The sequence below is a fragment of the Streptomyces sp. ADI95-16 genome (assembly GCF_003721495.1).
Lineage (GTDB): Bacteria > Actinomycetota > Actinomycetes > Streptomycetales > Streptomycetaceae > Streptomyces > Streptomyces goshikiensis.
This window is the reverse complement of record NZ_CP033581.1, coordinates 6,166,775-6,190,757: the sequence shown is the minus strand read 5'-3', so window position 1 is coordinate 6,190,757 and position 23,983 is coordinate 6,166,775. Positions and strand designations below refer to the sequence as shown.

The 23,983-nt window shown below is 70.6% G+C and carries 17 protein-coding genes; 8 read left to right on the top strand and 9 right to left on the bottom strand.

Annotation, left to right across the window (positions count from 1 at the left end; genetic code table 11):
* Positions 1 to 45 precede the first annotated feature (45 nt).
* Positions 46 to 1,110, bottom strand: coding sequence for a uroporphyrinogen decarboxylase (gene hemE, locus EES41_RS27680; RefSeq protein ID WP_123082729.1), 1,065 nt, complete (start codon positions 1,108 to 1,110; stop codon positions 46 to 48).
* Positions 1,111 to 1,201: 91 nt separating this feature from the next.
* Between hemE and EES41_RS27675 the strand changes: the two genes are divergently transcribed.
* The 6 genes from EES41_RS27675 to EES41_RS27650 all read left to right on the top strand — a co-directional run bounded on the left by EES41_RS27675 (position 1,202) and on the right by EES41_RS27650 (position 8,640).
* A complete protein-coding gene (locus EES41_RS27675; protein ID WP_073777864.1) occupies positions 1,202 to 1,858 on the top strand; it encodes a DUF3000 domain-containing protein in 657 nt (218 codons plus the stop codon).
* Positions 1,859 to 2,209: 351 nt separating this feature from the next.
* Positions 2,210 to 2,872 (top strand): response regulator transcription factor, encoded by a 663-nt coding sequence (locus EES41_RS27670; protein ID WP_007267191.1) that lies wholly within the window; start codon positions 2,210 to 2,212, stop codon positions 2,870 to 2,872.
* A 124-nt stretch (positions 2,873 to 2,996) separates the two neighbouring features.
* Positions 2,997 to 4,277 (top strand): ribonuclease D, encoded by a 1,281-nt coding sequence (locus EES41_RS27665; RefSeq protein ID WP_123080768.1) that lies wholly within the window; start codon positions 2,997 to 2,999, stop codon positions 4,275 to 4,277.
* Positions 4,278 to 4,420: 143 nt separating this feature from the next.
* Positions 4,421 to 5,149, top strand: a complete 729-nt coding sequence (locus EES41_RS27660) for a ferritin-like domain-containing protein (protein ID WP_123080767.1) — start codon at positions 4,421 to 4,423, stop codon at positions 5,147 to 5,149.
* A 138-nt stretch (positions 5,150 to 5,287) separates the two neighbouring features.
* Entirely contained in the window at positions 5,288 to 6,514 is a 1,227-nt protein-coding gene (locus EES41_RS27655) for an acetyl-CoA C-acyltransferase (protein WP_008742914.1), read from the top strand.
* Complete coding sequence (locus EES41_RS27650) at positions 6,511 to 8,640, top strand: 3-hydroxyacyl-CoA dehydrogenase NAD-binding domain-containing protein (RefSeq protein WP_123080766.1); 2,130 nt, start codon at positions 6,511 to 6,513, stop codon at positions 8,638 to 8,640. Before EES41_RS27655 ends, EES41_RS27650 begins: the two co-directional genes overlap by 4 nt.
* Positions 8,641 to 8,757: 117 nt before the next feature.
* Here the strand turns inward: EES41_RS27650 and EES41_RS27645 are convergent, their stop codons facing one another.
* Positions 8,758 to 9,885, bottom strand: coding sequence for a hypothetical protein (locus tag EES41_RS27645; protein ID WP_254211583.1), 1,128 nt, complete (start codon positions 9,883 to 9,885; stop codon positions 8,758 to 8,760).
* 180 nt (positions 9,886 to 10,065) lie between these two features.
* Between EES41_RS27645 and EES41_RS27640 the strand changes: the two genes are divergently transcribed.
* Positions 10,066 to 11,160, top strand: a complete 1,095-nt coding sequence (locus tag EES41_RS27640; protein ID WP_123080764.1) for an LCP family protein — start codon at positions 10,066 to 10,068, stop codon at positions 11,158 to 11,160.
* 26 nt (positions 11,161 to 11,186) lie between these two features.
* On the opposite strand, the gene EES41_RS27635 is transcribed toward EES41_RS27640, so the two are convergent.
* The 6 genes from EES41_RS27635 to EES41_RS27610 all read right to left on the bottom strand — a co-directional run bounded on the left by EES41_RS27635 (position 11,187) and on the right by EES41_RS27610 (position 19,689).
* Positions 11,187 to 12,671 (bottom strand): amino acid permease, encoded by a 1,485-nt coding sequence (locus tag EES41_RS27635; protein WP_123080763.1) that lies wholly within the window; start codon positions 12,669 to 12,671, stop codon positions 11,187 to 11,189.
* 156 nt (positions 12,672 to 12,827) lie between these two features.
* Positions 12,828 to 14,744: a 1-deoxy-D-xylulose-5-phosphate synthase gene (gene dxs, locus EES41_RS27630; RefSeq protein WP_123080762.1), complete on the bottom strand. Its 1,917-nt coding sequence runs from the start codon at positions 14,742 to 14,744 to the stop codon at positions 12,828 to 12,830.
* 240 nt (positions 14,745 to 14,984) lie between these two features.
* Positions 14,985 to 16,253, bottom strand: a complete 1,269-nt coding sequence (locus EES41_RS27625) for a sugar ABC transporter permease (protein WP_123080761.1) — start codon at positions 16,251 to 16,253, stop codon at positions 14,985 to 14,987.
* Positions 16,250 to 17,038 carry an ATP-binding cassette domain-containing protein gene (locus tag EES41_RS27620; RefSeq protein ID WP_037794522.1) on the bottom strand — a complete coding sequence of 263 codons (789 nt, stop codon included), beginning with the start codon at positions 17,036 to 17,038 and terminating at the stop codon, positions 16,250 to 16,252. Before EES41_RS27620 ends, EES41_RS27625 begins: the two co-directional genes overlap by 4 nt.
* 205 nt (positions 17,039 to 17,243) lie before the next feature.
* Positions 17,244 to 18,356 carry a sugar ABC transporter substrate-binding protein gene (locus EES41_RS27615; RefSeq protein ID WP_174261754.1) on the bottom strand — a complete coding sequence of 371 codons (1,113 nt, stop codon included), beginning with the start codon at positions 18,354 to 18,356 and terminating at the stop codon, positions 17,244 to 17,246.
* Positions 18,357 to 18,474: 118 nt separating this feature from the next.
* Complete coding sequence (locus tag EES41_RS27610; protein ID WP_123080759.1) at positions 18,475 to 19,689, bottom strand: ROK family transcriptional regulator; 1,215 nt, start codon at positions 19,687 to 19,689, stop codon at positions 18,475 to 18,477.
* Between the two features lie 570 nt (positions 19,690 to 20,259).
* Here EES41_RS27610 and mgtA point away from each other — a divergent pair.
* On the top strand, positions 20,260 to 22,980 hold the full coding sequence (mgtA, locus tag EES41_RS27605) for a magnesium-translocating P-type ATPase (protein ID WP_123080758.1): 2,721 nt from the start codon (positions 20,260 to 20,262) through the stop codon (positions 22,978 to 22,980).
* A gap of 67 nt (positions 22,981 to 23,047) precedes the next feature.
* Here the strand turns inward: mgtA and EES41_RS27600 are convergent, their stop codons facing one another.
* Entirely contained in the window at positions 23,048 to 23,971 is a 924-nt protein-coding gene (locus EES41_RS27600; protein ID WP_123080757.1) for a carbohydrate ABC transporter permease, read from the bottom strand.
* Between the last annotated feature and the right edge of the window lie 12 nt (positions 23,972 to 23,983).

Below are 23,983 nucleotides of genomic sequence, written 5' to 3'. Positions count from 1 at the left end.
CCGTGGTGGCCGCGCACCCGGCGAACGGGTGCGCGGCCCGTGGGCTCAGCGGGCCGTGCGGGTGTGGATGTAGTCCACCAGGCGGGTCAGGGCGTCGGGGTCCGTGGTGGGGAGCACGCCGTGGCCCAGGTTGAAGACGTGGCCCTCCAGGCCGGCGGCGGCCGCGAGGACCTCGTCCGTCTTGGCCTCGACGGCCTCCGGGGTGGAGAAGAGCACGGCGGGGTCGAGGTTGCCCTGGAGCGCCTTGCCGGGGCCGACGCGGCGGACGGCCTCGTCCAGCGAGACCCGGTAGTCGACGCCCATGACGTCCGCGCCGGCCTCGCCCATCAGGCCGAGCAGCTCGCCCGTGCCCACGCCGAAGTGGATCCGCGGGACGCCGTAGGAGGCGACGGACTCCAGGACCTTCGCGGACGCGGGCATCACCGAGCGGCGGTAGTCCGCCGGGGCGAGCGCGCCGACCCAGGAGTCGAAGAGCTGGACGGCGGAGGCGCCGGCCTCGATCTGGACCTTCAGGAAGGCGGAGGTGATCTCCGCGAGGCGGTCGAGGAGGTCGGCCCACAGCTCCGGGTCCCCGTACATCAGGGCCTTGGTGTGCTCGTGGTTCTTCGAGGGGCCGCCCTCGACCAGGTAGCTCGCGAGGGTGAAGGGCGCGCCCGCGAATCCGATCAACGGCGTGGCGCCCAGTTCACCCGTGAGCATGCCGATCGCCTCGGTGACGTACGAGACGTCCTCCGGGGTGAGGTCGCGCAGCTGTGCGAGGTCCGCGCGGCTGCGGATCGGCTGGGCGACGACCGGGCCGATGCCCGGCTTGATGTCCAGGTCGACGCCGATGGCCTTCAGCGGGACCACGATGTCGGAGAAGAAGATCGCCGCGTCCACGTCGTGGCGGCGCACGGGCTGCAGCGTGATCTCCGTGACCAGGTCGGGCCGCATGCAGGATTCCAGCATCTGCGTGCCCTCGCGCAGCTTGCGGTACTCGGGGAGGGAGCGCCCGGCCTGCCGCATGAACCACACCGGGGTGTGCGGGACCGGCTCGCGGCGGCACGCCTTCAGGAAGGCGGAATCGTACGTCTGACTCGGCGTGCCCTGGGGGCGGTCGTTGGCGCTCACGCGCCAAATCTTCGCACGTATGAAGAAGTGCCCGGCCCGGCGCGGGTGTCCCTGCGCCGTACGGCCGCACATACCGCCTAGTCTTCCCCGCATGGCTGCGGCTCAGGGACGATTTTCAGATGGCGCTGACGGTATGGACAGCGCGGAGGAGAGCTCCGTCCCGCTCCCGTTCCGGCGGGCGGTCGACGGCTTGAGGAAGGCGCGGCTGCGCCCGGGGATCGAGGTCGACGCCACCAAACCGCCCCAGAGACTCGCCCCGCACGCGTACGCCCTGGAGGCCACGGTCGTGGACGGTGAGGACGATCTCGCCGACGGCCGGCTCATCCTGCTCCACAACCCGGCCGGGCACGACGCCTGGCAGGGCACCTTCCGGCTGGTGACGCTCGTACGGGCGGAGCTGGAGCCGGAGATGGCCGCGGACCCGCTGCTCCCCGAGGTGTGCTGGTCCTGGCTGACCGGGGCGCTGGACGCGCGCGGGCTCGGGTACGGGGAACCGAGCGGGACCGTGACCATGGCGAGCTCGCACTACTTCGGCGGGCTGGCGGAGCGCCGGCCGGCCACCCAGATCGAGATCAGGGCCTCGTGGACGCCGCGCGAGGGGGCGGGCGGGGTCCCGGACACCTCCGCGCACCTGTCGGCGTGGTGCGAGCTGCTGTGCCAGATCGCGGGACTGCCGCCGGCGGGGCCGACGGACGCGGGCACGGGCGTGGTCACGCTGCCGCAGCGCCGCGGCCCGCACCACCCGTAAGAGCCGCGGCCCGCACCACCCGTAAGAGGGGTGGGAGCGGCCGCCACCCGTACGAGCGGCCGCGGCGACACCCGCGGACAGCCACCCGTACGGGCGGTGCCCCGCGCGCCTTCGTGCACGTCACGACCGATCCGGCCCCCATCCGGGTGTCAGATCGCGGCTTCCGGGGCGGCTTCTGATCACCCGATGATCGATCGTGCGTCCGAATTGCCCGAATTGTTACTCACCAAATCGTGATCATTCCCTAAAGCCGGGCGGGTGACGTGCCGAAGGAGTCAGTGACCATCCGCACGGTTCGCACCGGCTTCCTTCCCCCAGCCGGCCGTCCCGCCACTCCCCCAGGAGGCCTAGGTGTCCGTTCTTCTCGAGCAGCCCGCAAGCCTGGTCGCCTACCGCCCGAACAAGCCGACGGCCATGGTCGTCGTGGCCGACCCGCGCGTCCGTTCCACCGTGACCCGCCATCTGTGGGCCCTCGGAGTACGTGACGTGATCGAGGCGTCGTCCATCGCGGAGGCCCGCCCCCGCGTCGGCAGCCCGCGCGACATCTGCGTGGCCGACGTGCACCTGCCCGACGGTTCCGGTCTCACCCTGCTCTCCGAGACCCGGGCGGCGGGCTGGCCGAACGGCCTGGCCCTCTCCGCCGCCGATGACATCGGCGCCGTACGCAACGCCCTCGCGGGCGGAGTGAAGGGCTACGTCGTCACCGGCACGCGGACCAACATCGGGCTCCCCACCCGGCCCGGCGCCGCCCCCATCGGCGCCGCCGCCGCCCGTATGCACCGCCGCCCCCCGGGTGCCCCGAGCCACCCGGGCGGCTACCGGGAGCTCTCCGGCCGCGAGGTCGAGGTCCTGCGCCTCGTCGCGGAGGGCCAGTCCAACAAGGCCATCGGCGTCTCGATGGGCCTGTCCGCCCTGACCGTCAAGTCCCACCTCGCCCGGATCGCCCGCAAGCTGGGCACCGGCGACCGGGCCGGAATGGTCGCCGTCGCCCTGCGGACGGGGATCATCCACTGACCCCCGCCCGAGCCCCCTCGGAGAACGTCCGGGGAACTCGGGGAAACGTCCGCACTTCCATCTCGCGCCCGTCGCCGGAACGTTCCGGCGACGGGCGCCCCGTATCCACGGATACCCTTGACCGGTGACCGACGCCCAAGAGACCGCAGCAGACCTGCGCACCACCACCGGGGGCGGCCCCCCGGACGACAAGGTTTCGTCCGATGGGCTGCCCGTTCCCCTGCTCGAACCCCGTGAGGGGATCCCCCCGGTCGTCGCCGACGCCGAGGCGCTCGCCGAGGTGGTCGCGGCCTTCGCCGCGGGCACCGGGCCCGTCGCCGTCGACGCCGAACGGGCCTCCGGATACCGCTACGGCCAGCGCGCCTACCTGGTGCAGCTCCGGCGCGAGGGCGCGGGTTCCGCGCTCATCGACCCGGTGGGCTGCCCCGACCTCTCCTCGCTGGGCGAAGCCCTGACCGGCACCGAGTGGATCCTGCACGCCGCCACCCAGGACCTGCCGTGCCTGCGCGAAATAGGCATGGAGCCCACCTCCCTGTTCGACACCGAGCTCGCCGGCCGCCTCGCGGGCTTCCCCCGCGTCGGCCTCGGCGCGATGGTCGAGGGCGTGCTGGGCTACGTACTGGAGAAGGGCCACTCCGCCGTCGACTGGTCGACCCGGCCGCTCCCCGAGCCCTGGCTGCGCTACGCCGCCCTGGACGTGGAGCTCCTGGTGGACCTGCGCGACGCGCTGGAGGAGGAGCTGGACCGGCAGGGCAAGCTGGAATGGGCCCGCCAGGAGTTCGACGCCATCGCCGCCGCCCCGCCCGCCCCGCCGCGCAAGGACCCCTGGCGCCGCACCTCCGGCATGCACAAGGTGCGCCGGCGCCGTCAGATGGCGGTCGTACGGGAGCTGTGGGAGTCCCGGGACCGGATCGCGCAGCGGCGTGACGTATCACCGGGCAAGGTGCTGGGTGACGCCGCGATCGTCGAGGCCGCACTGGCGATGCCGCTGAACGCGCAGGCCCTGTCAGCCCTGCCCGGATACGGGCAGCGGATGGGGCGGCGCCAGCTGGAGCAGTGGATGGCGGCCGTCGAGCGGGCGAAGGCCCTGCCCGAGAACGCCCTGCCGCAGCCGGGGGCGACCCCGGCCGGTCCCCCGCCGCCGCGTTCCTGGGCGGACAAGGACCCGGCGGCCGCGGCCCGGCTGGCGGCGGCCCGCACGGCCGTCTCCGCGCTGGCCGAGGGGCTGAACCTGCCGCAGGAGAACCTGATCACCCCGGACACGGTCCGCCGGCTGTGCTGGGAGCCCCCGCAGCGGCTCGACGCGGGCGCGGTGACCGAGGCCCTGGCGGGCTACGGCGCCCGCCCGTGGCAGATCGAGCAGGTGACCCCGGCGCTGGTCGAGGCCCTGGCCGTGACCGCCTGACGCACCCCTTTCCGCCCGAAGAGCCCCCGTCCGATCACGGCCGGGGGCTCTTCGCGTCCGCGCCTCGCCGGGGACTGTCCCGGTTCCGCTACAGCCCGCCCGAGCGCCTTTTGAACATGCTCAAACCTCGTTAGTTTTTGAACATGATCAATTGGAGGTACGAGACGTGGGTACGGGAGTTCGAGGCCGAGCGGGAGCGCCGCGCCGCCGTGGGCGATCCCCTCTGGAGCCTGGGCGCGACGCTGGACCCGGCGCTCGTCCGGAGCCTGCGGAAGTTCCAGGTGGGTGAGGACGGGGACGGCTCCGCGCTGATCGGGAAGGCGGAGCGGGCCGGGGATCCGGTGTACGCCGAGGCGGTCCGGCTCTTCGTCGCCGAGGAGCAGAACCACGCGCGGACGCTGGCGCTGCTACTGGCGGCCGGGGGCGCGGGGACCTTGTCGGGGCACTGGAGCGACGCGGTGTTCGTGCGGCTGCGCAGGCTGCTGGGGCTGCGGATGGAGCTGCTGGTGCTGATGGTCGCGGAGGTGGTGGCCCTGCGCTACTACCGGGCGGTGCGGGACGGGGCCGCCGATCCGCTGGCCTCGGAGGTGGCGGGGCGGATCCTGGCGGACGAGGAACGGCATGTTCCGTTCCACTGCCGGCGGCTGCGCGAGGGCTTCGCGGGGCTCCCGGCCCCGGCGCGCCGCGCGGTGGCGGGCGGGTGGCGGATCCTGCTGGCCGGGGCGGCCGCCCTGGTCGCCGTCGACCACGGCCCGGCCCTGCGCCACCTCGGCGTCCACCGCCGCGCCTTCATCGCGGAGACCGTCCACCTCTCGGCCCCCCTGGCCGCATCCTTCACCTCCGCGCCGCCGCGTACGCCCACGGGGGTGTGACGTTCGCCGCTCCTCGGGGAGGGGGTGTGCACATTGGTTACCCGCAAGTAGCATGGGCCAGGTGAGCGGGCGCTCAGCCACACCGGCCGAACGCGCCCCCGCGCAGCAGTGCACACCCGCACCTGGAGGAGAGCCAACGTGCCTCGTACCGTCAGGGACGTCGTCTTCGTCGACGGCGTCCGCACCCCGTTCGGCAAGGCGGGCCCGAAGGGCATCTACCACGAGACCCGCGCCGACGACCTCGTCGTGAAGGCGATCCGGGAGCTGCTGCGCCGCAACCCGGACCTGGACCCCAAGAAGATCGACGAGGTCGCCATCGCCGCGACCACGCAGATCGGCGACCAGGGCCTCACGCTGGGCCGCACGGCCGGCATCCTCGCGGGCCTCCCGCAGTCCGTACCCGGCTACTCCATCGACCGCATGTGCGCCGGCGCGCTGACCGCCGTGACCGCCGTCGCGGGCGGTGTGGCCTTCGGTGCGTACGACGTCGCCCTCGCCGGCGGTGTCGAGCACATGGGCCGCCACCCCATGGGCGAGGGCGTCGACCCGAACCCGCGCTTCGTCTCCGAGAAGCTGGTCGACGAGTCCGCCCTGTTCATGGGCATGACCGCCGAGAACCTGCACGACCGGTACCCGACGATCACCAAGCTCCGCACCGACGAGTACGCGGTGCGCTCGCAGGAGAAGGCCGCCAAGGCGTACGCCGACGGCAAGATCCAGCAGGACCTGGTCCCGATCTCGGTGCGCAACACCAACGAGGCCGTCGGCGAGACCGGCTGGGGCCTGGTCACCTCCGACGAGCCGATGCGCCCGGGCACCACGCTGGAGAACCTGGCCGGCCTGAAGACCCCGTTCCGTACCCACGGCAAGGTCACCGCGGGCAACGCCGCCGGTCTCAACGACGGTGCGACCGCCGCGATCATCGCCTCCGAGGACTTCGCCCGCGAGAACAACCTCCCGGTCAAGATGCGCCTCGTCTCGTACTCCTTCGCGGGTGTCGAGCCGGAGGTCATGGGCTACGGCCCGATCCCGGCCACCGAGAAGGCCCTCGCCCAGGCCGGCCTGTCCATCGAGGACATCGGCCTGTTCGAGATCAACGAGGCCTTCGCGGTCCAGGTCCTCGCCTTCCTGGAGCACTACGGCATCGCCGATGACGACGCCCGGGTGAACCAGTACGGCGGCGCCATCGCCTTCGGCCACCCGCTCGCCTCCTCCGGCGTCCGTCTGATGACGCAGCTGGCCCGCCAGTTCGAGGAGCAGCCGCACGTCCGCTACGGCCTGACCACCATGTGCGTCGGCTTCGGCATGGGCGCCACGGTCATCTGGGAGAACCCGAACTTCAACGCCGAGGGAGACTCCAAGTGAGCACCACCGCTGAGCTCCTGAAGGGCGCGGCCGAGCTGTTCCCGGACGAGGTCGTCACCGCCGCGCACGTCCGCCACCTGGACCTGCCCTTCGGCGCCGGGCGCTTCGCGCTCGTCACGCTGGACAACGGCTTCGACCACACCAAGCCGACCACCTTCGGCCCGCAGTCCCTCGCCAACCTGAACGCGGCGATCGACCAGGTCGAGCAGGAGGCCCTCGCGGGCTCCATCGTCGGCGCGGGCATCACCGGCAAGCCGTTCATCTTCGCGGTCGGCGCCGACCTCAAGGGCGTCGAGCTGCTGAAGAAGCACGACGAGGCGCTCGCCATCGGCAAGGGCGGCCACGACGTCTTCAAGCGCCTGGCCGCGCTGTCCGTCCCCACCTTCGCGTACTACAACGGCGCGGCGATGGGCGGCGGTGTCGAGGTCGGTCTGCACTGCACCTACCGCACCGTCTCGAAGGCCATCCCGGCCTTCTCGCTGCCCGAGGTCTTCCTCGGCCTGGTTCCGGGCTGGGGCGGCTGCGCCCTGCTGCCGAACCTGATCGGCGCGGAGCGCGCGATCTCGGTGATCATCGAGAACTCGCTGAACCAGAACCGGCAGCTGAAGGGCAAGCAGGTCTTCGAGCTCGGCATCGCCGACGCGCTGTTCGAGGGCGCGGACTTCCTGGAGCAGTCGCTCCTGTGGACCGCCAACGTCCTGAACGGCACCACCGAGGTCGTCCGCGCCGAGGTCGAGCGCGGCGAGGCCTGGGACGCGGCCGTCGCCAAGGGCCGCGCCATCGCGGACTCCAAGGTGCACGGCGCCGCCCCGGCCGCCTACCGCGCGCTGGACATCATCGCCGCGGCCAAGGACGGCGACCTCCAGGCCGGCTTCGACGCCGAGGACACCGCGCTCGCGGACCTCATCATGGGCGGCGAACTGCGCTCGGGCATCTACGCCTTCAACCTGGTGCAGAAGCGCGCCAAGCGCCCGGCCGGTGCCCCGGACAAGTCCCTGGCCCGTCCGGTCACCAAGGTCGGCGTCGTCGGCGCGGGCCTGATGGCCTCCCAGCTGGCGCTGCTCTTCCTGCGCCGCCTGGAGGTGCCGGTGGTCCTCACCGACATCGACCAGGAGCGCGTGGACAAGGGCGTGGGCTACGTCCACGCCGAGATCCAGAAGCTGCTCGGCAAGGGCCGCATCAACCAGGACAAGGCCAACCGCCTGACCGCCCTGGTGACGGGTGTGCTCGACAAGGCCGAGGGCTTCGCGGACGCGGACTTCATCATCGAGGCCGTGTTCGAGGAGATGTCCGTCAAGCAGAAGGTGTTCGCGGAGGTCGAGGCGGTCGCCCCGGCGCACGCGATCCTCGCCACCAACACCTCCTCGCTGTCGGTGTCGGAGATGGCCTCGAAGCTCCAGCACCCGGAGCGCGTGGTCGGCTTCCACTTCTTCAACCCGGTCGCGATCCTCCCCCTGCTGGAGATCGTCCGCGGTGAGCAGACCGACGACGCCTCGCTGGCCACGGCCTTCGGTGTCGCCAGGAAGCTGAAGAAGACCGCGGTCCTCACCAAGGACGCCCCGGCGTTCGTCGTGAACCGCATCCTGACCCGCTTCATGGGCGAGATCCAGAACGTCATCGACGAGGGCACCCCGGTCGTCACGGCGGAGAAGGCCATCGAGCCGCTCGGCCTGCCGATGTCCCCGCTGGTGCTCCTGGAGCTCGTCGGACCCGCGATCGGTCTGCACGTCTCCGAGACCCTGAACCGCTCCTTCCCGGAGCGCTTCACCGTCTCGCCGAACCTGGCCGCCGTGGTCAAGGCCGGCAAGCGCGGCTTCTACGTCTACGATTCCGGCAAGCCGGAGCTGGACCCCGAGGTCGCCGCCCTCCTCGTCCAGGGCGACTCCGTCCTGACGGAGGAGCAGGTCCGCGACCGCGTCCTGGACGCGGTGGCGCAGGAGATCGGCCTGATGCTGGAGGAGGGTGTCGTGGCCGAGGCCCAGGACATCGACCTCTGCCTCATCACCGGCGCCGGCTGGCCCTTCCACCTGGGCGGCATCACGCCGTACCTGGACCGCGAGGGCGTCTCGGAGCGCGTGAACGGCAAGAAGTTCCTCGCCCCGGGCGTGGCGAGCGTCCCGGCCTAGTCGCCGGAGCGGCCCCACAGGGGCCGGAGAAGACGGCGAAAGGCCCCGCACACCTGGTGTGCGGGGCCTTTCCGCTGCCCGCCCGCCGCCCTTCGGGGGCCGTGGGAGCGCCCGGGGTCAGACCCGGACGGCCGGGGCCAGTGCGAAGCCGCCCCGGCCCGTCTGGCGGGCGATGCGCAGGCCGCCCTCGGCGTCGAGGAAGGCGACGACCACCCGGCCCTGGTGGTCGAGGGCGAGGGCGGGTGCGGCCGTGCTGCGCTCGCCCGTCGGGGACCAGTGCATGCCGGCGCTCTCGTCCTCGGTGACGCAGATGCCCACGACGACCTGGCCGTCGGTGGCCCGGTGGGCCGTCACCGTGTGGTCGAGCCCGTCGACCACGGCCCGCAGGACGGCGATCCGGCCCTCGGAGGCGCTGCCCCCGAGCGGGATCACCCGGCCGGCGCGGTGCGCGAGCACGCCGTGGGTCGCCGCGTCGGTCCAGTAGTACGTGACCCTGCCCGGCGCCGTCTCCAGTCCGGCCAGGCTGTGCCCGGCAGGGGCCACCGGAACGTCCTCCCCGCTCACCAGGTCGGTGTCCGCCTTCGGCTGGTGGCAGTACAGCGCGGCGCCCTCGGCCGGGGACAGCACCTCGACCAGACCGGACTCCAGCGCCACGGGGGCGATGCCGTCCCGGACGCCCTCGCCCTTGATGCCCTGCCAGGGCTGCCACTTGCCCGCCGCGGACTCCCGGCGCACGGCCAGGGAACCGGAGGCGTTCTCCATGAACACGTACGTCGAGCCGCCCGGGGCGACCGCGACGACCGGGGTGCCGACCCGCGTGCCCGTCGCCGGGTCCCGGCGCGGGTTGCCCAGCGAATGCCACTCGCTCAGCGGCCTGCCGCTCTGGTACTGGATCGCGTGCGCGACGTCGACGACGTCGGCGCCGTTCTTGCGTACGGTGCGCCGGCCGACGAAGTGCGCGAAACCGTCAGCCCCTTGGCCGACGGCCAGGCTCGTGATCGAAGGCGCGGGGAAGAACACCGGCCCCTCCCACCGCGGGCCGCCCGGGCTGGACTCGGTCCAGCGCAGCAGACCGTCCGGGGTACGGGCGTACGCCGTCAGCCGGCCGTCGTGCCCGAGCATCAGCCAGCGCCCGTCGACCGTGGACTTCGCCCTGCGCGGGGCCGGTCCTGCCTGGTCACCGGCGGTTTCTCCGGTGCCCCGGGCCGCCTCGCGCCGCGCCGCACCCCCCGGCCTGATCCTCATCAGCTCGTCCTCCCGCACTCGTCGCGGCCCTGTCCACCACGTCATGCGGATTCTAGTTCGAAGAATTCGCTGACAAAGGTGGGCCTCGGGTCGTACACCAGTATTAACAACTGTCTATAGTGCACGGTCAGCGCCACGCAACGCCCCCCGTCGGCACCACAGGTGAGGACCCGCAGCAGGATGAGCCAGGACGCCACGACGACGGACCAGCCCCCCGCCCCCGGCCGCCCCGCCGGGGCGGCGCCCGAGCGCCGCCGGACCCGCGGGCAGCGCGTACGGCGCGGCATCCTGCTGGGCTCCCTGGTCCTGCTCCTGGCGTTCGGCGGGGCCGGCTGGTGGGCGTACAGCCACCTCAGCGGCAATATCGACAGCGTCGACCTGGACCAGGCGATCGGGGTCGACAACCGGCCGCCGAAGGTGGTCGCCAACGCCCAGAACATCCTGGTGCTCGGCTCGGACTCGCGCGCCGGGGCCAACGCGGACCTCGACCACGGCGATGTCAGCGGCGCCCGCTCCGACACGGCGATGCTCGTGCACATACCCGAGGGCCGGTCCAGGGCGACCGCGGTGAGCATCCCGCGCGACACCCTGATCACCCGGCCCGAGTGCAAGGACGAGGACGGCGAGACGGTGCCGACCGCCAATCGGGTCATGTTCAACTCCGTGTACTCGCTGGCCGGTCCCGCCTGCGTGGTCAAGACCGTGGAGCAGCTGTCCGGGATCCGCGTGGACCACTTCGTCGAGGTCGACTTCGCCGGGTTCAAGGGCCTGGTGGACGCGCTCGGCGGGGTCACCGTCACCCTGGACAAGCCGATGAGCGGCGCGAAGGGCGGCCTCAAGCTGGACGCGGGCACCCACCGGCTGAACGGCACCGACTCGCTCCGCTTCGTCCGTACGCGCTACGGCTACGGGGACGGCAGCGACCTCGGACGGATAGGCCTCCAGCAGCGGTTCATGCTGGCGATGCTGGCCGAGGTGAAGAAGCAGGACGCCCTCGGCAACCCGGCGAGGCTGTACAAGCTCGCCGACGCCGGCACCAAGTCGCTGACCACCGACTCCGACCTGGCCTCGCTCACCGCGCTGTCCGACTTCGCGCGGAGCATGAAGGGCGTGGACCCGGCGACGATGGAGACCGTCATGATGCCGGTGGCCTACGACAAGGTGGACCCGAACCGGGTGATCGTCGCGGAGCCCCAGGCGGGAGCGTTGTGGGAGGCGCTGCGCACCGACCAGAAGATCCCGGCGAGCGCGAAGACCTCCCCCGCCACCGGCTGACGGGGGAGGCCGCGTCCGCTGCGCCGCTAGTACTCGGCGTCCGCGCCGGCCTTGCCGAGGCGGCTGCTGCGGCGCCCGTACGCGAAGTAGACGATGAAGCCGATGACCATCCAGATGCCGAACCGGAGCCAGGTCTCGGCCGGCAGGTTGAGCATCAGCCAGAACGAGGCCGCGATCGACAGGATCGGAACCACCGGCACCCACGGGGTGCGGAAGGACCGGTGCAGGTCGGGGCGGGTCTTGCGCAGGACCATCACGCCGAGGGCGACCACCACGAAGGCGAACAGGGTGCCGATGTTCACCAGTTCCGCGAGCTTCTCCAGGCTGGTGAAGCCCGCGACGACGGCGATGATCCCGCCGAGCAGCAGGGTGGCCCGGTAGGGCGTGCGGTACTTGGGGTGGGTGACGGAGAAGACGCGCGGCAGCAGTCCGTCACGGCTCATCGCGAAGAACACGCGGGTCTGGCCGAGCAGCAGGATCATGCACACGGTGATCAGGCCGACGGACGCCCCGAGGCTGATGGCACCGGCGAAGAACGGCTGGTTCACGGATTTGAATGCCTCGGCGAGCGGGGCGGTGGCCGACATCTCCGAGTACTTCTGCATGCCGGTGACCACCAGCGTCACGGCGACGTACAGCACGGTGCAGACGATCAGCGAGCCGAGGATGCCGCGCGGCATGTCCCGCTGGGGGTTCTTGGTCTCCTCGGCCGCGGTGGCCACGACGTCGAAGCCGATGAAGGCGAAGAAGACGAGGGAGGCCGCGGTGAAGATGCCCATGACACCGAAGTTGGTGGGCTCGTACCCGAACATCAGCTGGACCAGGGGTGCCTTCCAGCCGCCCCCGGTGGTCTGCGGCTCGGCCGGCGGGATGAACGGGGAGTAGTTGTCGGCCTTGATGAAGAACAGGCCGGCGATGATGACCAGCAGCACCACGGTGACCTTGATGGCGACCACGATCGCGGTGATCCGGGCCGAGAGCTTCGTCCCCACGACCAGGATCGCCGTCAGCACCAGGACCAGCAGGAAGGCCAGCAGGTCGAAGGTGCCTCCCGCATCGGGCCCGGCCAGGGTGGTGGGCAGGTCCCAGCCCAGGTTGGTGTGCATGAGGTGGCGCACGTACCCGGACCAGCCGACCGCGACGACGGCGGTGCCGAGCGCGAATTCGAGCACCAGGTCCCAGCCGATGATCCAGGCGGGCAGCTCACCGATCGAGGCGTACGCGAAGGTGTACGCCGAGCCCGCCACCGGGACGGTGGACGCGAACTCGGCGTAGCAGAGCGCCGCAAGGGCGCAGACGATGCCCGCCGCCACGAAGGCCAGGGAGGTGGCGGGTCCGGCGTTGTTCCGCGCCGCGATGCCCGTGAGGACGAAGATGCCGGTACCGATGATGACACCGACGCCGAAGACCGTCAGGTCCCAGGCGGAGAGCGACTTCCGGAGGGCGTGTTCCGGCTCCTCCGTGTCCCGGATGGACTGCTCCACCGTCTTGGTGCGGAAGGGACTGTTCATATCCTTGCTCACCGACGCACCTCCGACGGGTGACGACGCACACGAACGGGCCGGGAGGCCCACTCCTCCAGAGTGATCTCCCGGCCCGTTACCCGCAACCGCGCGGCGTTATACGGAGGGTCGCCGTGCGGCCGGAGCGGCCTGCGGCGAGCCGTCCTAGTCGACGGTGGCGGCCGGCTCGCTCTCGTAGCGGCCGTCCAGCTTGGCGACCAGGCCCGTGACCTGCCGGGCGATGTCCGGCGCGGTCAGGCCGATCTCGGCCATGACCTCCTTGCGGGAGGCGTGGTCGAGGAAGCGCTGCGGAATGCCGAAGTCGCGCAGCGGTACGTCGACCCCGGCGTCGCGCAGGGCCTGCGAGACGGCCGCGCCGACGCCGCCGGTACGGCCGTTGTCCTCGACGGTGACGACGACCCGGTGGCGGTCCGCGAGCGGGGCCAGGGCCTCGTCCACGGGCTTGACCCAGCGGGGGTCGACCACGGTCGTGGAGATGCCCTGCTTGTCGAGCAGGTCGGCGATCTCCAGGCACATCGGGGCGAGCGCGCCGACGGAGACGAGCAGTACGTCCGGACGGGTGACCTCGGGGGCCGGGGCCCGCAGTACGTCCATGCCGCCGATCCGGCCGACGGCCGGCACGGCCGGGCCGACGACGCCCTTGGAGTAGCGCACGACGGTGGGGGCGTCCTTGACCTGGACGGCCTCGCGCAGCTGCGCGCGCAGCTGCTCGGCGTCGCGCGGGGCGGCGAGCCGCAGGCCGGGGACGACCTGCATGATCGACATGTCCCACATGCCGTTGTGCGAGGCGCCGTCGTCACCGGTGACACCGGCCCGGTCCAGGACGAAGGTGACCCCGCACTTGTGCAGGGCGACGTCCATCAGGACCTGGTCGAACGCGCGGTTGAGGAAGGTCGCGTACACGGCGAAGACCGGGTGGACGCCGCCGGTGGCCAGGCCGGCCGCCGAGGTGGCGGCGTGCTGCTCGGCGATGCCGACGTCGAAGATGCGGTCCGGGAAGGCGTCCGCGAACTTCTTGAGGCCGACGGGCTGGAGCATGGCCGCGGTGATGCCGACGATGTCGGAGCGCTCGTTGCCGAGCTTGACCATCTCGTCCGCGAAGACGGAGGTCCAGCTGGCGGCGGCGGTCTTGACCGGCAGGCCGGTGTCCGGGTGGATCGGGCCGATGCCGTGGAAGCGGTCCGCCTCGTCCTGCTCGGCGTGCGTGTAGCCGCGGCCCTTCTGGGTGAGGCAGTGCACGATGACCGGGCCGCTGAAGCGCTTGGCGCGCTGGAGCGCGGACTCCAGGGCCTCCATGTCGTGCCCGTCGATGGGGCCGATGTACTTCAGGCCGAGGTCCTCGAACATGCCCTGCGGGGCGATGAAGTCCTTGAGGCCCTTCTTGGCGCCGTGCAGGGTCTCGAAGAGCGGCTTGCCCACGACCGGGGTGCGCTCCAGGATCTCCTTGCCCCGGGCCAGGAACCGCTCGTAGCCGTCGGTGGTGCGCAGGGTCGCCAGGTGGTTCGCGAGGCCGCCGATGGTGGGGCCGTACGAGCGCTCGTTGTCGTTGACGACGATCACCAGGGGGCGGTCCTTGGCGGCGGCGATGTTGTTCAGCGCCTCCCAGGCCATGCCGCCGGTGAGCGCGCCGTCGCCGATGACGGCGGCGACGTGGTGGTCCTCGCGGCCCAGTACCTCGTTGGCCTTGGCCAGGCCGTCGGCCCAGCCCAGCACGGTGGAGGCGTGGGAGTTCTCGATCACGTCGTGCTCGGACTCGGCGCGCGAGGGGTAGCCCGAGAGGCCGCCCTTGGAGCGCAGGTCGCCGAAGTCCTGACGGCCGGTGAGGAGCTTGTGGACGTAGGCCTGGTGGCCGGTGTCGAAGAGGACCTTGTCCTTCGGCGAGTCGAAGACCCGGTGCAGGGCGATCGTCAGCTCGACCACCCCGAGGTTGGGGCCCAGGTGCCCGCCGGTCTTGGAGACGGCGTCGACGAGGAAGGACCTGATCTCGGCGGCGAGCTGAGTGAGCTCCTCCTGGCTGAGCCGGTCCAGATCGCGCGGTCCCTTGATGCGGGTCAGCAGCACCCGTGCCTCCTTGCAGTTGCTTGCTGGTCTGTCGAGTCTAATGTTCCGCCTGCGGCGGCGGTCATCGGGCGGTCCCTGACGGGTCACACCTTTGTCATACATGTACACGCCGCCGCGTGGTCACACATCACAAACGGGCGTATACCCGCACAGCTGTGCGCACATATGTACGCACAGGTGCCCGGCGCCACACGAAGTGGCGCCGGGCACTGTGACCGGTCTTACCGTGCCGGGGCGCCGTCAGGCGCGTCCGGCCGTCTTCTGGGTCTTGCGCGTGACCGAGTCGATCACCACGGTGGCCAGCAGCACCGCACCGGTGATCATGTACTGGATCGGCGTCGCGATTCCCTCCAGAGCCAGACCGTACTGGATCGAGGTGATGACCATGACGCCGAGGAGGGCGTTCCAGGTCCGGCCCCGGCCGCCGAAGAGGCTGGTGCCGCCGATCACGGCCGCCGCGATCACGTTCATCAGCAGGTCGCCGGCGCCGGCGCTCTGGTTGGCCGCCGCGATCTTGGAGGCCCAGAAGAGCCCGCCGATGGCGGCGAAGGTGCCGGAGATCGAGAAGACCGCGATCCGGATCCCGGTGACGTTGATGCCGGCGCGGCGCGAGGCCTCGACGCTGCCGCCGAGGGCGAAGACGTTCCGGCCGAAGGACGTACGGCGCAGGACGAAGTCGGTGCCGACCAGCACCACCACGAACAGCACGACCGCGAGCGGCAGGCCCTTGTACTGGTTGAACACCGCGGCGGGACCGAAGGTGAACAGCGCGAGCAGGCCGGTGCGCAGCAGGATCTCGCCGAGGGGGCGGGAGGGGACGCCCGCCGACTGGCGGCGCTTGCTGTCGTAGAAGGAGGCGAGGAAGTACGCCACCACCGCGACGGCCGCGAGGCCGTAGCCGGCCGCCACGTCCGAGAAGTAGTACGTGGTGAGCTTGCCGACCACACCGTCGGAGTCGATGTTGATCGTGCCGTTGCTGCCGAGGATCTGCAGCATCGCGCCGGACCAGAACAGCAGGCCCGACAGGGTGACGGCGAAGGCCGGGGCGCCGATCCGGGCGAAGAAGAAGCCGTGGATGGCGCCGATCAGGGCGCCGCCCGCGACGGCCGCGAGGATGGCCAGCCACTCGTTCACGCCGTGGGTGACGGCGAGGACGGCGACGATCGCGCCGGAGACGCCGCTGACCGAGCCGACCGAGAGGTCGATCTCGCCGAGCAGCAGCACGAAGATGATGCCGACGGCGATCATGCCGGTGGCGACCATCGTGATCGCGATGTTGGTGAGGTTCTCCGGGGAGAGGAAGTTCGAGTTCAGCCCCTGGAAGATGCTCCAGATGATGACCAGACCGATGACGACCGGTATGGAGCCCAGGTCACCGGCCTTCATCTTGCGGCCGAACTCGTGCAGGTAGCCGGAGAAACCCTGCTCGCGCACGAGCAGGCGCGGGTCCACGGCCGGGATCGCGTCGTGGGCGGCGGCCGGGTTGACCGGGTCGATGTGGGTGCTCACTTGTGGGCCTCCCCGGTACGGGCCGCCCGGCGGGTCACGGCGTTTTCCGTGGCACCGGTGATGGCGGAGATGATCTCTTCCTGCGAGGTGTCGGCGACGGTGAAGACGCCGTTGTTGCGGCCCAGCCGCAGGACCGCCACCTTGTCGGCGACGGCCTTCACATCGGCCATGTTGTGGCTGATGAGGATGACGGCGTGGCCGCGCTCCCGCAGCCGCTCCACGAGGTCGAGCACCTGTGCGGTCTGCTCGACGCCGAGGGCGGCGGTGGGCTCGTCGAGGATGACGAGCTGCGGCTCGCCGAGCATCGAGCGGGCGATCGCCACGGTCTGGCGCTGACCGCCCGAGAGCGAGGCGATCGGGATCCGGACGCTAGGGATCCGGATGGACAGGGTGGTCAGGAGCTCGCGGGCGCGGCGCTCCATCTCCACCTCGTCGAGGACACCGCGGCGCTTGAGCTCGCGGCCGAGGAAGAGGTTGCCGACGACGTCGATGTTGTCGCACAGCGCGAGGTCCTGGTAGACCGTCGCGATGCCCAGGTTCTGGGCGTCGTGGGGCTTGGTGATCGAGACCGGGCGGCCCTGCCACTCGATGACGCCGTCATCGATGGGGTGCACGCCGGCGATCGTCTTGACCAGCGTGGACTTGCCGGCGCCGTTGTCGCCGACCAGGGCGACCACCTCACCGGAGTGGACCTCGAGTTCTACGTCGGTCAGGGCCTGAACGGCGCCGAACCGCTTCGAGACCCCTCGCAACGCCAGCACGGGCGCAGCGGACACATGAACCATCTCCTTCGCCGCCTGACCGGCGGGGATGTCGTGCAAAAGAGCAGGAGCGGGGCGAATGGGGGGAAGAGCGGGGCTTGACGGAGCAAGCGGGAGAAGCAGGGGAATCGTTTCTGCCCGGCGCCCCGCGGGTGGCGGGGAAGAAAGGGCGGGGCGCCGGGCAGGCGCGGGGGCACCTCACCGAGGGGAGGGCCCTGCTTCGGGGGCCTTACTTCAGGCCGAGGGTGGCGCAGGCGGCCGCGTACTTGTCGGTGCAGATCTCTTCGACCTTGTAGACGCCGTCCTTGACGACGGTGTCCTTGATGTTGGCCTTGGTCAGGGAGACGACCGGGATCAGCACGGACGGAACGCCCTTGGCGGTCGGGCTGTCGACCTTCTGGTTGATGATGTCGTCGATCTTCTCGCCCTTGGCGAGGGCGACGGCCATCTCGGCCGCGGCGGTGGCCTCCGGGGCGTACGGCTTGTAGACGCTCATGAACTGCTCGCCCGCGACGATGCGCTGCACACCGGCGAGTTCGGCGTCCTGGCCGGTGACCGGCGGCAGAGGGGTCACGCCGGCGGCCTTGAGGGCGGTGATGATGCCGCCCGCCATGCCGTCGTTGGCGGAGTAGACGCCGATGACCTTGTCCTTGCCGAGCGCGGAGAGGGCACCTGCCATGTTGGTGTTGGCGTTCTCCGGCTTCCACTCGACCGTGTCGTACTCCTTGCCGACGTTCACCTTGCCGTCGAGGACGGAGTGCGCACCGGACTTGAAGAGCTTGGCGTTCGGGTCGGTGACCGAGCCGTTCATCATGACGATCTGGCCGTCCTTGGCCTTCTCGCCCAGCGCCTCCACGAGCGCCTTGCCCTGGACCTTGCCGACCTCTTCGTTGTCGAAGGAGGTGTAGGCGTCGATCGGGCCCTCGGCCAGGCGGTCGTAGGCCACGACCGGGATGCCGGCGTCCTTGGCCCTCTTGACCGCGCCCGCGATGGCCTTGGAGTCGACCGCGTCCACGATGAGGACGTTCACCTTGTTGGTGATCATCGTGTCGACCTGGGAGTTCTGCGTGGTCGCGTCCTGCTTGGCGTTGGCGTAGATCACCTCTGCCTTGCCGCCGGTGAGGTCGGCGACCTTCTTCTCGATCAGCGGCTTGTCGAACTTCTCGTACCGCGCGGTCTGGTTCTCCGGAAGAAGGAGGCCGACCTTGATCGCGTCACCCTTGGCGGCACCGGACTCCTTGGAGCCGCTGCCGGACTCCTTCGCACTGCCACAAGCGGCAAGCGAGACGGCCATGGCACCAGCGGCGACGGCTACGGCGGCTCTACGCATACGCGTGTTCATTACTTGAACCTCCCTGACGAGGCCGCAACGTTGCGGCCGAGGTGGATGTGAGTCAACCCCGGCCGCAAGTTTGTCGTCAAGGAGTGAATCCTTAACGAGATGACAACGGTGCCATCCGTTATCTAACTGAAGACATGACGGCAGGAGCTCGCACCCCACTGCTATTTTCCGCCAAAAGCGTCGAATCGCCCATTTCGCTGAGTACGAGGGCCAGTGCTCCGAGTACCTCCGCGCGGCTGCCCAAAGACCCCGTCAGCACCGACAACTGACGGGCCGCGCTCGGGATCGCGTACCTCCCCACGGATTCACGGATGGGGGCCAGGACGAGTTCACCGGCCTCCGCCAGCGAGCCGCCCAGCACCACCCGGCTCGGGTTCAAGAGGTTGCAGAGGCTGGCCACTCCGCTGCCGACGTGACGGCCCACGTCCGCGATGACCCGGCGGCATCCGGGGTCCCCCTCGCGGGCCAGCTCGACCACCCGCTCCATCGTCAACTCCGGCCCGTGACTGCCCTGGAGGAGCGGCAGGACGTAACGCGCGGCGGCGAAGGTCTCCAGGCAGCCGCGGTTGCCGCAGCGGCAGACCGGACCCGACTCGTCCAGCGTGATGTGCCCGATCTCCCCGGCGGTGCCGCCCGGTCCCCGGTAGATCTGGCCGTTGATCACCAGGCCCGCGCCGACACCGCTGGCCACCTTGATGTACGCGAGGTCCTTGACCCCCCGGCCGCTCCCCCAGACGAGTTCGCCGAGCGCGCCGAGGTTCGCGTCGTTGTCGACGTAGACGGGCACGCCGAGGCGCTGCGAGAGTTCCTGGCGGGGGTTGATCCCGGCCCAGCCCGGCAGGATCGCGGTCGAGCCCAGGGTTCCGGACTCGACGTCGATCGGGCCGGGGACGCCGAGGCCGACCCCGATGACCTTCTCCCGGCCCACCCCTATGCCCCGGATCAGCCGGCCGACCAGGGCTTCCGCCCGGTCGAAGCCGTCCACCCAGGAGGCGTCCACGTCGAGCGGCTCGGACTCCTCCGCGAGGACCTGGTGGGCGAGGTTCCCGACGGCCACCCGCAGATGGGTGTGGCCGAAGTCCACGCCGATCACGATGCCCGCGTCCCCGCTGAGCGAGACGCTGCGCGCCCGGCGCCCGCCGGCCGAGGTGTCGGTGACCTCGACGGTCCCGGCTTCCTTCAGCTCGCGGACGATGTTGGAGACCGTGGCCGCCGACAGTCCGGTGGCGCGGGCGATCTCCGCCTGGGTCAGCGACCCGGCGAGCCGCACGGCTCGTACGACCCGTTCGAGATTCGCACGATGCAGCGAGGACTGCGATCCGGGAGTCTGCACGACTCATCCACTCCTGCCCATTAGCGACGGCTGACCGTCGCCCCCCGGCCGGCCGTCGCGGCTTGGTGCTCCGAGACCCCGGCGTCTCTCCAACTTGTGAACCTTAAGTCGAGCCGTTGGGCCTCCACACGTCAAGAGGCTGACGCAGCACTAATCGGCCTCTATCGGTCATAGGAGGAGAGAAGGACCTCCTGGATCGTGCTACGGTCGCTGAGGCGCCGGTCCTCTGCGGCCTTTCCGGCCGGACCGCGCCCTGTTCTGACGGCGCTACGCAAGGAGGTGTTCGGGATGAGTCCCGATCGAAGTCTTTGCAGCGCTCTCGTTCACTGATCCGCGCCCGTACTCCGCGCTGACCGGCTGACCTCTGTACGCACGGCCGCGGATCACCGCTGTCTCCGTGCATTTTTCCACTCCTTCCGCATGTCGCGCACCTTGTGACGGGACGTGCGTCCCCATGCCCACCGGCGCACCCCGCGGCCACCGCGTGCCCGCTTTCGCGCCGACCCATGACCACTCCACGTGACCGCGCGGCTCCGTGCTGCCCGGACACCGTGGAGGGAGGTATTCGTCATGACCATGCTCACCCCTCGCACCCCGACGAAACTCGCACCGCCGGGCCGGATCCGCCGCGAGCGCAAGGCCGCCGAGCTGGAGTCCCGCACCCGCCTCGCCGCCGAACGGCTCGCCGGGTACAGCGCGGCACCCGGCTCCGAGGTCCTGCGGGAACTGGCCGTCACCCCCGACGGCCTGAGCCACGCCGAGGCCACGCTGCGCCTGGAGCGGCACGGCGCGAACACCGTCGCCCACGAGCGCGCCCCGCGCTGGTGGACCCAGCTGGCGAAGGCGTACGGGAACCCCTTCATCGCCGTCCTGGTCTTCCTCGCCGCCGTCATGTGGTGGCAGGACCCCTCCGACCCCGGCGTCGTGATCCTCTCCGTGATGGTGGGGGTCAGCGGGCTGCTGCGCTTCTGGCAGGAGTTCCGCTCGGGCCGCGCGGCCGACGCCCTGAAGCGGCTCGTCACCACCACCTGCTCGGTGCGGCGCCGGTCCGGCGGCGGCTCGGCTCCGGCCACCGTCGAGGTCGCGATGGACCGGGTCGTCCCGGGCGACCTGGTCAAACTGGCCGCGGGTGACCTGATCCCCGCCGACCTGCGGATCCTGACCGCCAAGGACCTGATGGTCAGCCAGGCCGCGCTGTCCGGCGAGTCGTTGCCGGTCGCCAAGGCGGACACCCGTACGGAGGACCTCGGCCAGCACGGGACCACGGACCCGGTCGAGGCCGACAACCTGGTCCTGATGGGCACCTCGGTGACCTCCGGGACCGCCACCGGAGTCGTCGTCGCCACCGGCTCCGACACCTACTTCGGTTCGATGGCCGGCTCGCTCGTCGGTGAGCGCCCGCAGACCAACTTCGACACCGGCGTGCGCCGGGTCAGCTTCCTGCTGATCCGCTTCATGCTGGTCATGGTCCCCGTCGTCTTCATGATCAACGGGTTCACCAAGGGCGACTGGAACGAGGCCTTCCTGTTCGGCGTCGCCGTCGCCGTGGGCCTGACCCCCGAGATGCTGCCGATGGTGGTCTCCGCCAACCTGGCGCGCGGCGCGATCGCCATGTCCCGGCACAAGGTGGTCGTCAAGCGGCTCAACGCGATCCAGAACCTGGGCGCGATGGACGTGCTCTGCACGGACAAGACCGGGACCCTCACCGAGGACCGGATCGTCCTGGACCGCTACCTCGACGTGCACGGCGACGACGACGGCGAGGTCCTGGAGTACGGGTACCTGAACGCGCACTTCCAGACCGGTCTGCGGAACCTGATGGACCAGGCGGTCCTCGACCGCGTGGACGAGGCCGAGGAGGTTGTCGTCGACGCACGGTTCTCGATGGTCGACGAGATCCCCTTCGACTTCGCCCGGCGCCGGATGTCCGTGGTCCTGGACCGCAGGAGCGCGGCAGGCGCGGGAGGCCGGCCCGAACACGTCATGATCACCAAGGGCGCGGTGGAGGAAGTCCTCGCCCTGTGCACCCACATGAGGGACCGCGGCGAGCGGGTGGAGCTGACCGAGCGGCTGCGGTGGCACGTCACCCGGATCGCCGAGGACAACAACCGGCGGGGCCTGCGGGTGCTGGCCGTCGCCACCCGGACGGTCACCGCGCCGCGCGACACCTACTCCGTGGCGGACGAGGGCGGGCTCACCCTGGTCGGCTTCCTCGCCTTCCTCGACCCGCCGAAGGCCGACGCCGCCCGGGCCCTGCGGGGCCTGGCCGACAAGGGCATCGCGGTGAAGGTGGTCACCGGGGACAATGAACTGGTCGCCGCCCGGGTGTGCGCGGACGTCGGCATCGACGTCGGCCACGTGGTCAACGGCACCGAGATCGACGTCCTCGACGACCCGGCGCTGCGCCGGCTGGCCGCCCGTACGACGGTCTTCGCCAAGGTCAACCCGGTCCAGAAGGCCCGGATCGTCCGGGTCCTCCAGGCGGAGGGGCACACCGTCGGCTTCCTCGGCGACGGCATCAACGACGCCGCCGCGCTGCGCGACGCCGATGTCGGCATCTCGGTGGACACCGCCGTGGACATCGCGAAGGAGTCGGCGGACATCATCCTGCTGGAGAAGGACCTGACCGTCCTGGAGCAGGGCGTGGTCCAGGGCCGGACCACCTTCGGCAACACGATCAAGTACATCAAGATGACGGCGTCGTCGAACTTCGGCAACGTCTTCTCGGTGCTGGTGGCGAGCGCGTTCATCCCGTTCCAGCCGATGCTCGCGATCATGCTGCTGGTGCAGAACCTGGTGTACGACATCTCCCAGCTGGCGACGCCGTGGGACCGGATGGACGAGGAGTACCTGCGCAGGCCCCGTAACTGGGACGCCAAGGGCATCGGCCGGTTCATGGTCACCATCGGCCCGGTCAGCTCGGTCTTCGACATCTCGATGTTCCTGATCATGTGGAACGTCTTCGGTGCGAACAGCGAGGCGAGCCAGTCGCTCTTCCAGTCCGGCTGGTTCATCGAGGGCCTGCTCTCGCAGACCCTGATCGTCCACATGATCCGTACCCGGAAGATCCCCTTCATCCAGTCCCGCGCCTCCTGGCCGGTGATGGTGATGACGGTCCTGGCGGTGCTGACCGGGCTGTACCTGCCGTTCTCCCCGCTGGCTCCCTCGCTGGGCTTCGTGGCCCTGCCGGCGAGCTACTTCCCTTGGCTGATCGGCGTACTCCTCGCGTACTGCACGCTCACGCAGTTCGTGAAGACCTGGTACATCCGCCGCTTCGGCACCTGGCTGTGAGCTCGCGGCGCCGGTGAGCGCGCCCGCCGCCGGGGGACGGTCGTCCCCCGGCGGCGGGCGCGGAGCGCTACTTGAGGGTGGCGGAGGTGAGGCCGGCCTGGATCTGGCGCTGGAAGGAGAGGTACACCACCAGCATCGGGATCATCGCGATGGTCACGCCGGCGAAGAGGACCGGCAGGTCGGTGGCGTAGCCCTGCTGCTGCTGGAGCTGGATCAGGCCCTGGGTGAGCAGGTAGCGCTCCGGATCGGAGCCCGTCTGCGGCTGCATCAGGACCGACGGCAGGATGTACTGGTTCCACTGGCCGAGGATGTTGAATATCCCGACGCTGATCAGGCCGGGCTTGGCCATCGGCACCATCACCTGGAAGAAGATCCGGGTGTGGGAGGCCCCGTCGATCACCGCCGCCTCGTGGACCGCGGTCGGCAGCGTCCGGAAGAAGGAGTGCATGAAGAAGACGGTGAACGGCATCGAGTAGGCGACGTACACCAGGATCAGGCCCTGGTAGGTGTTCAGCATGTCGAACCGCTTGACCATGAAGAACAGCGGGACCAGCGCCAGGAAGACGGGGAACATCGCCCCGCTGACGAAGAAGTAGTAGATGAACCGGTTGCCCGCGAAGGGGTAGCGGGCCAGCACGTACGCCGCCATCGAGCCGAGCAGCATGGTCAGCGGGACCGAGAACACCATCACGATGAGCGTGTGGGCGAAGTAGTCGCCGATGCCCTTGTCCCAGGCCCGGCCGAACGCGTCGAGGTGCCAGTTCCCGGGCCAGCTCAGCGCCGAGCCGCCGATCTGCGCGTCGGTCTTGAAGGAGCCGAGGGCCAGCCAGACCAGGGGCAGGATGATGAGTACGGCCCAGACGGCGAGGAAGCCGTGGGAGAAGACGTTGAGGACCATGCCGTCGGAGCCGCGCTTGCCGCCGCCTTCCGGCCGGCCGGCACCGGAGCGCTCGGCTGCCGCCTCGCCCGGTGCCTTGATGACTGTGGTCATGGGTTCTCCCGC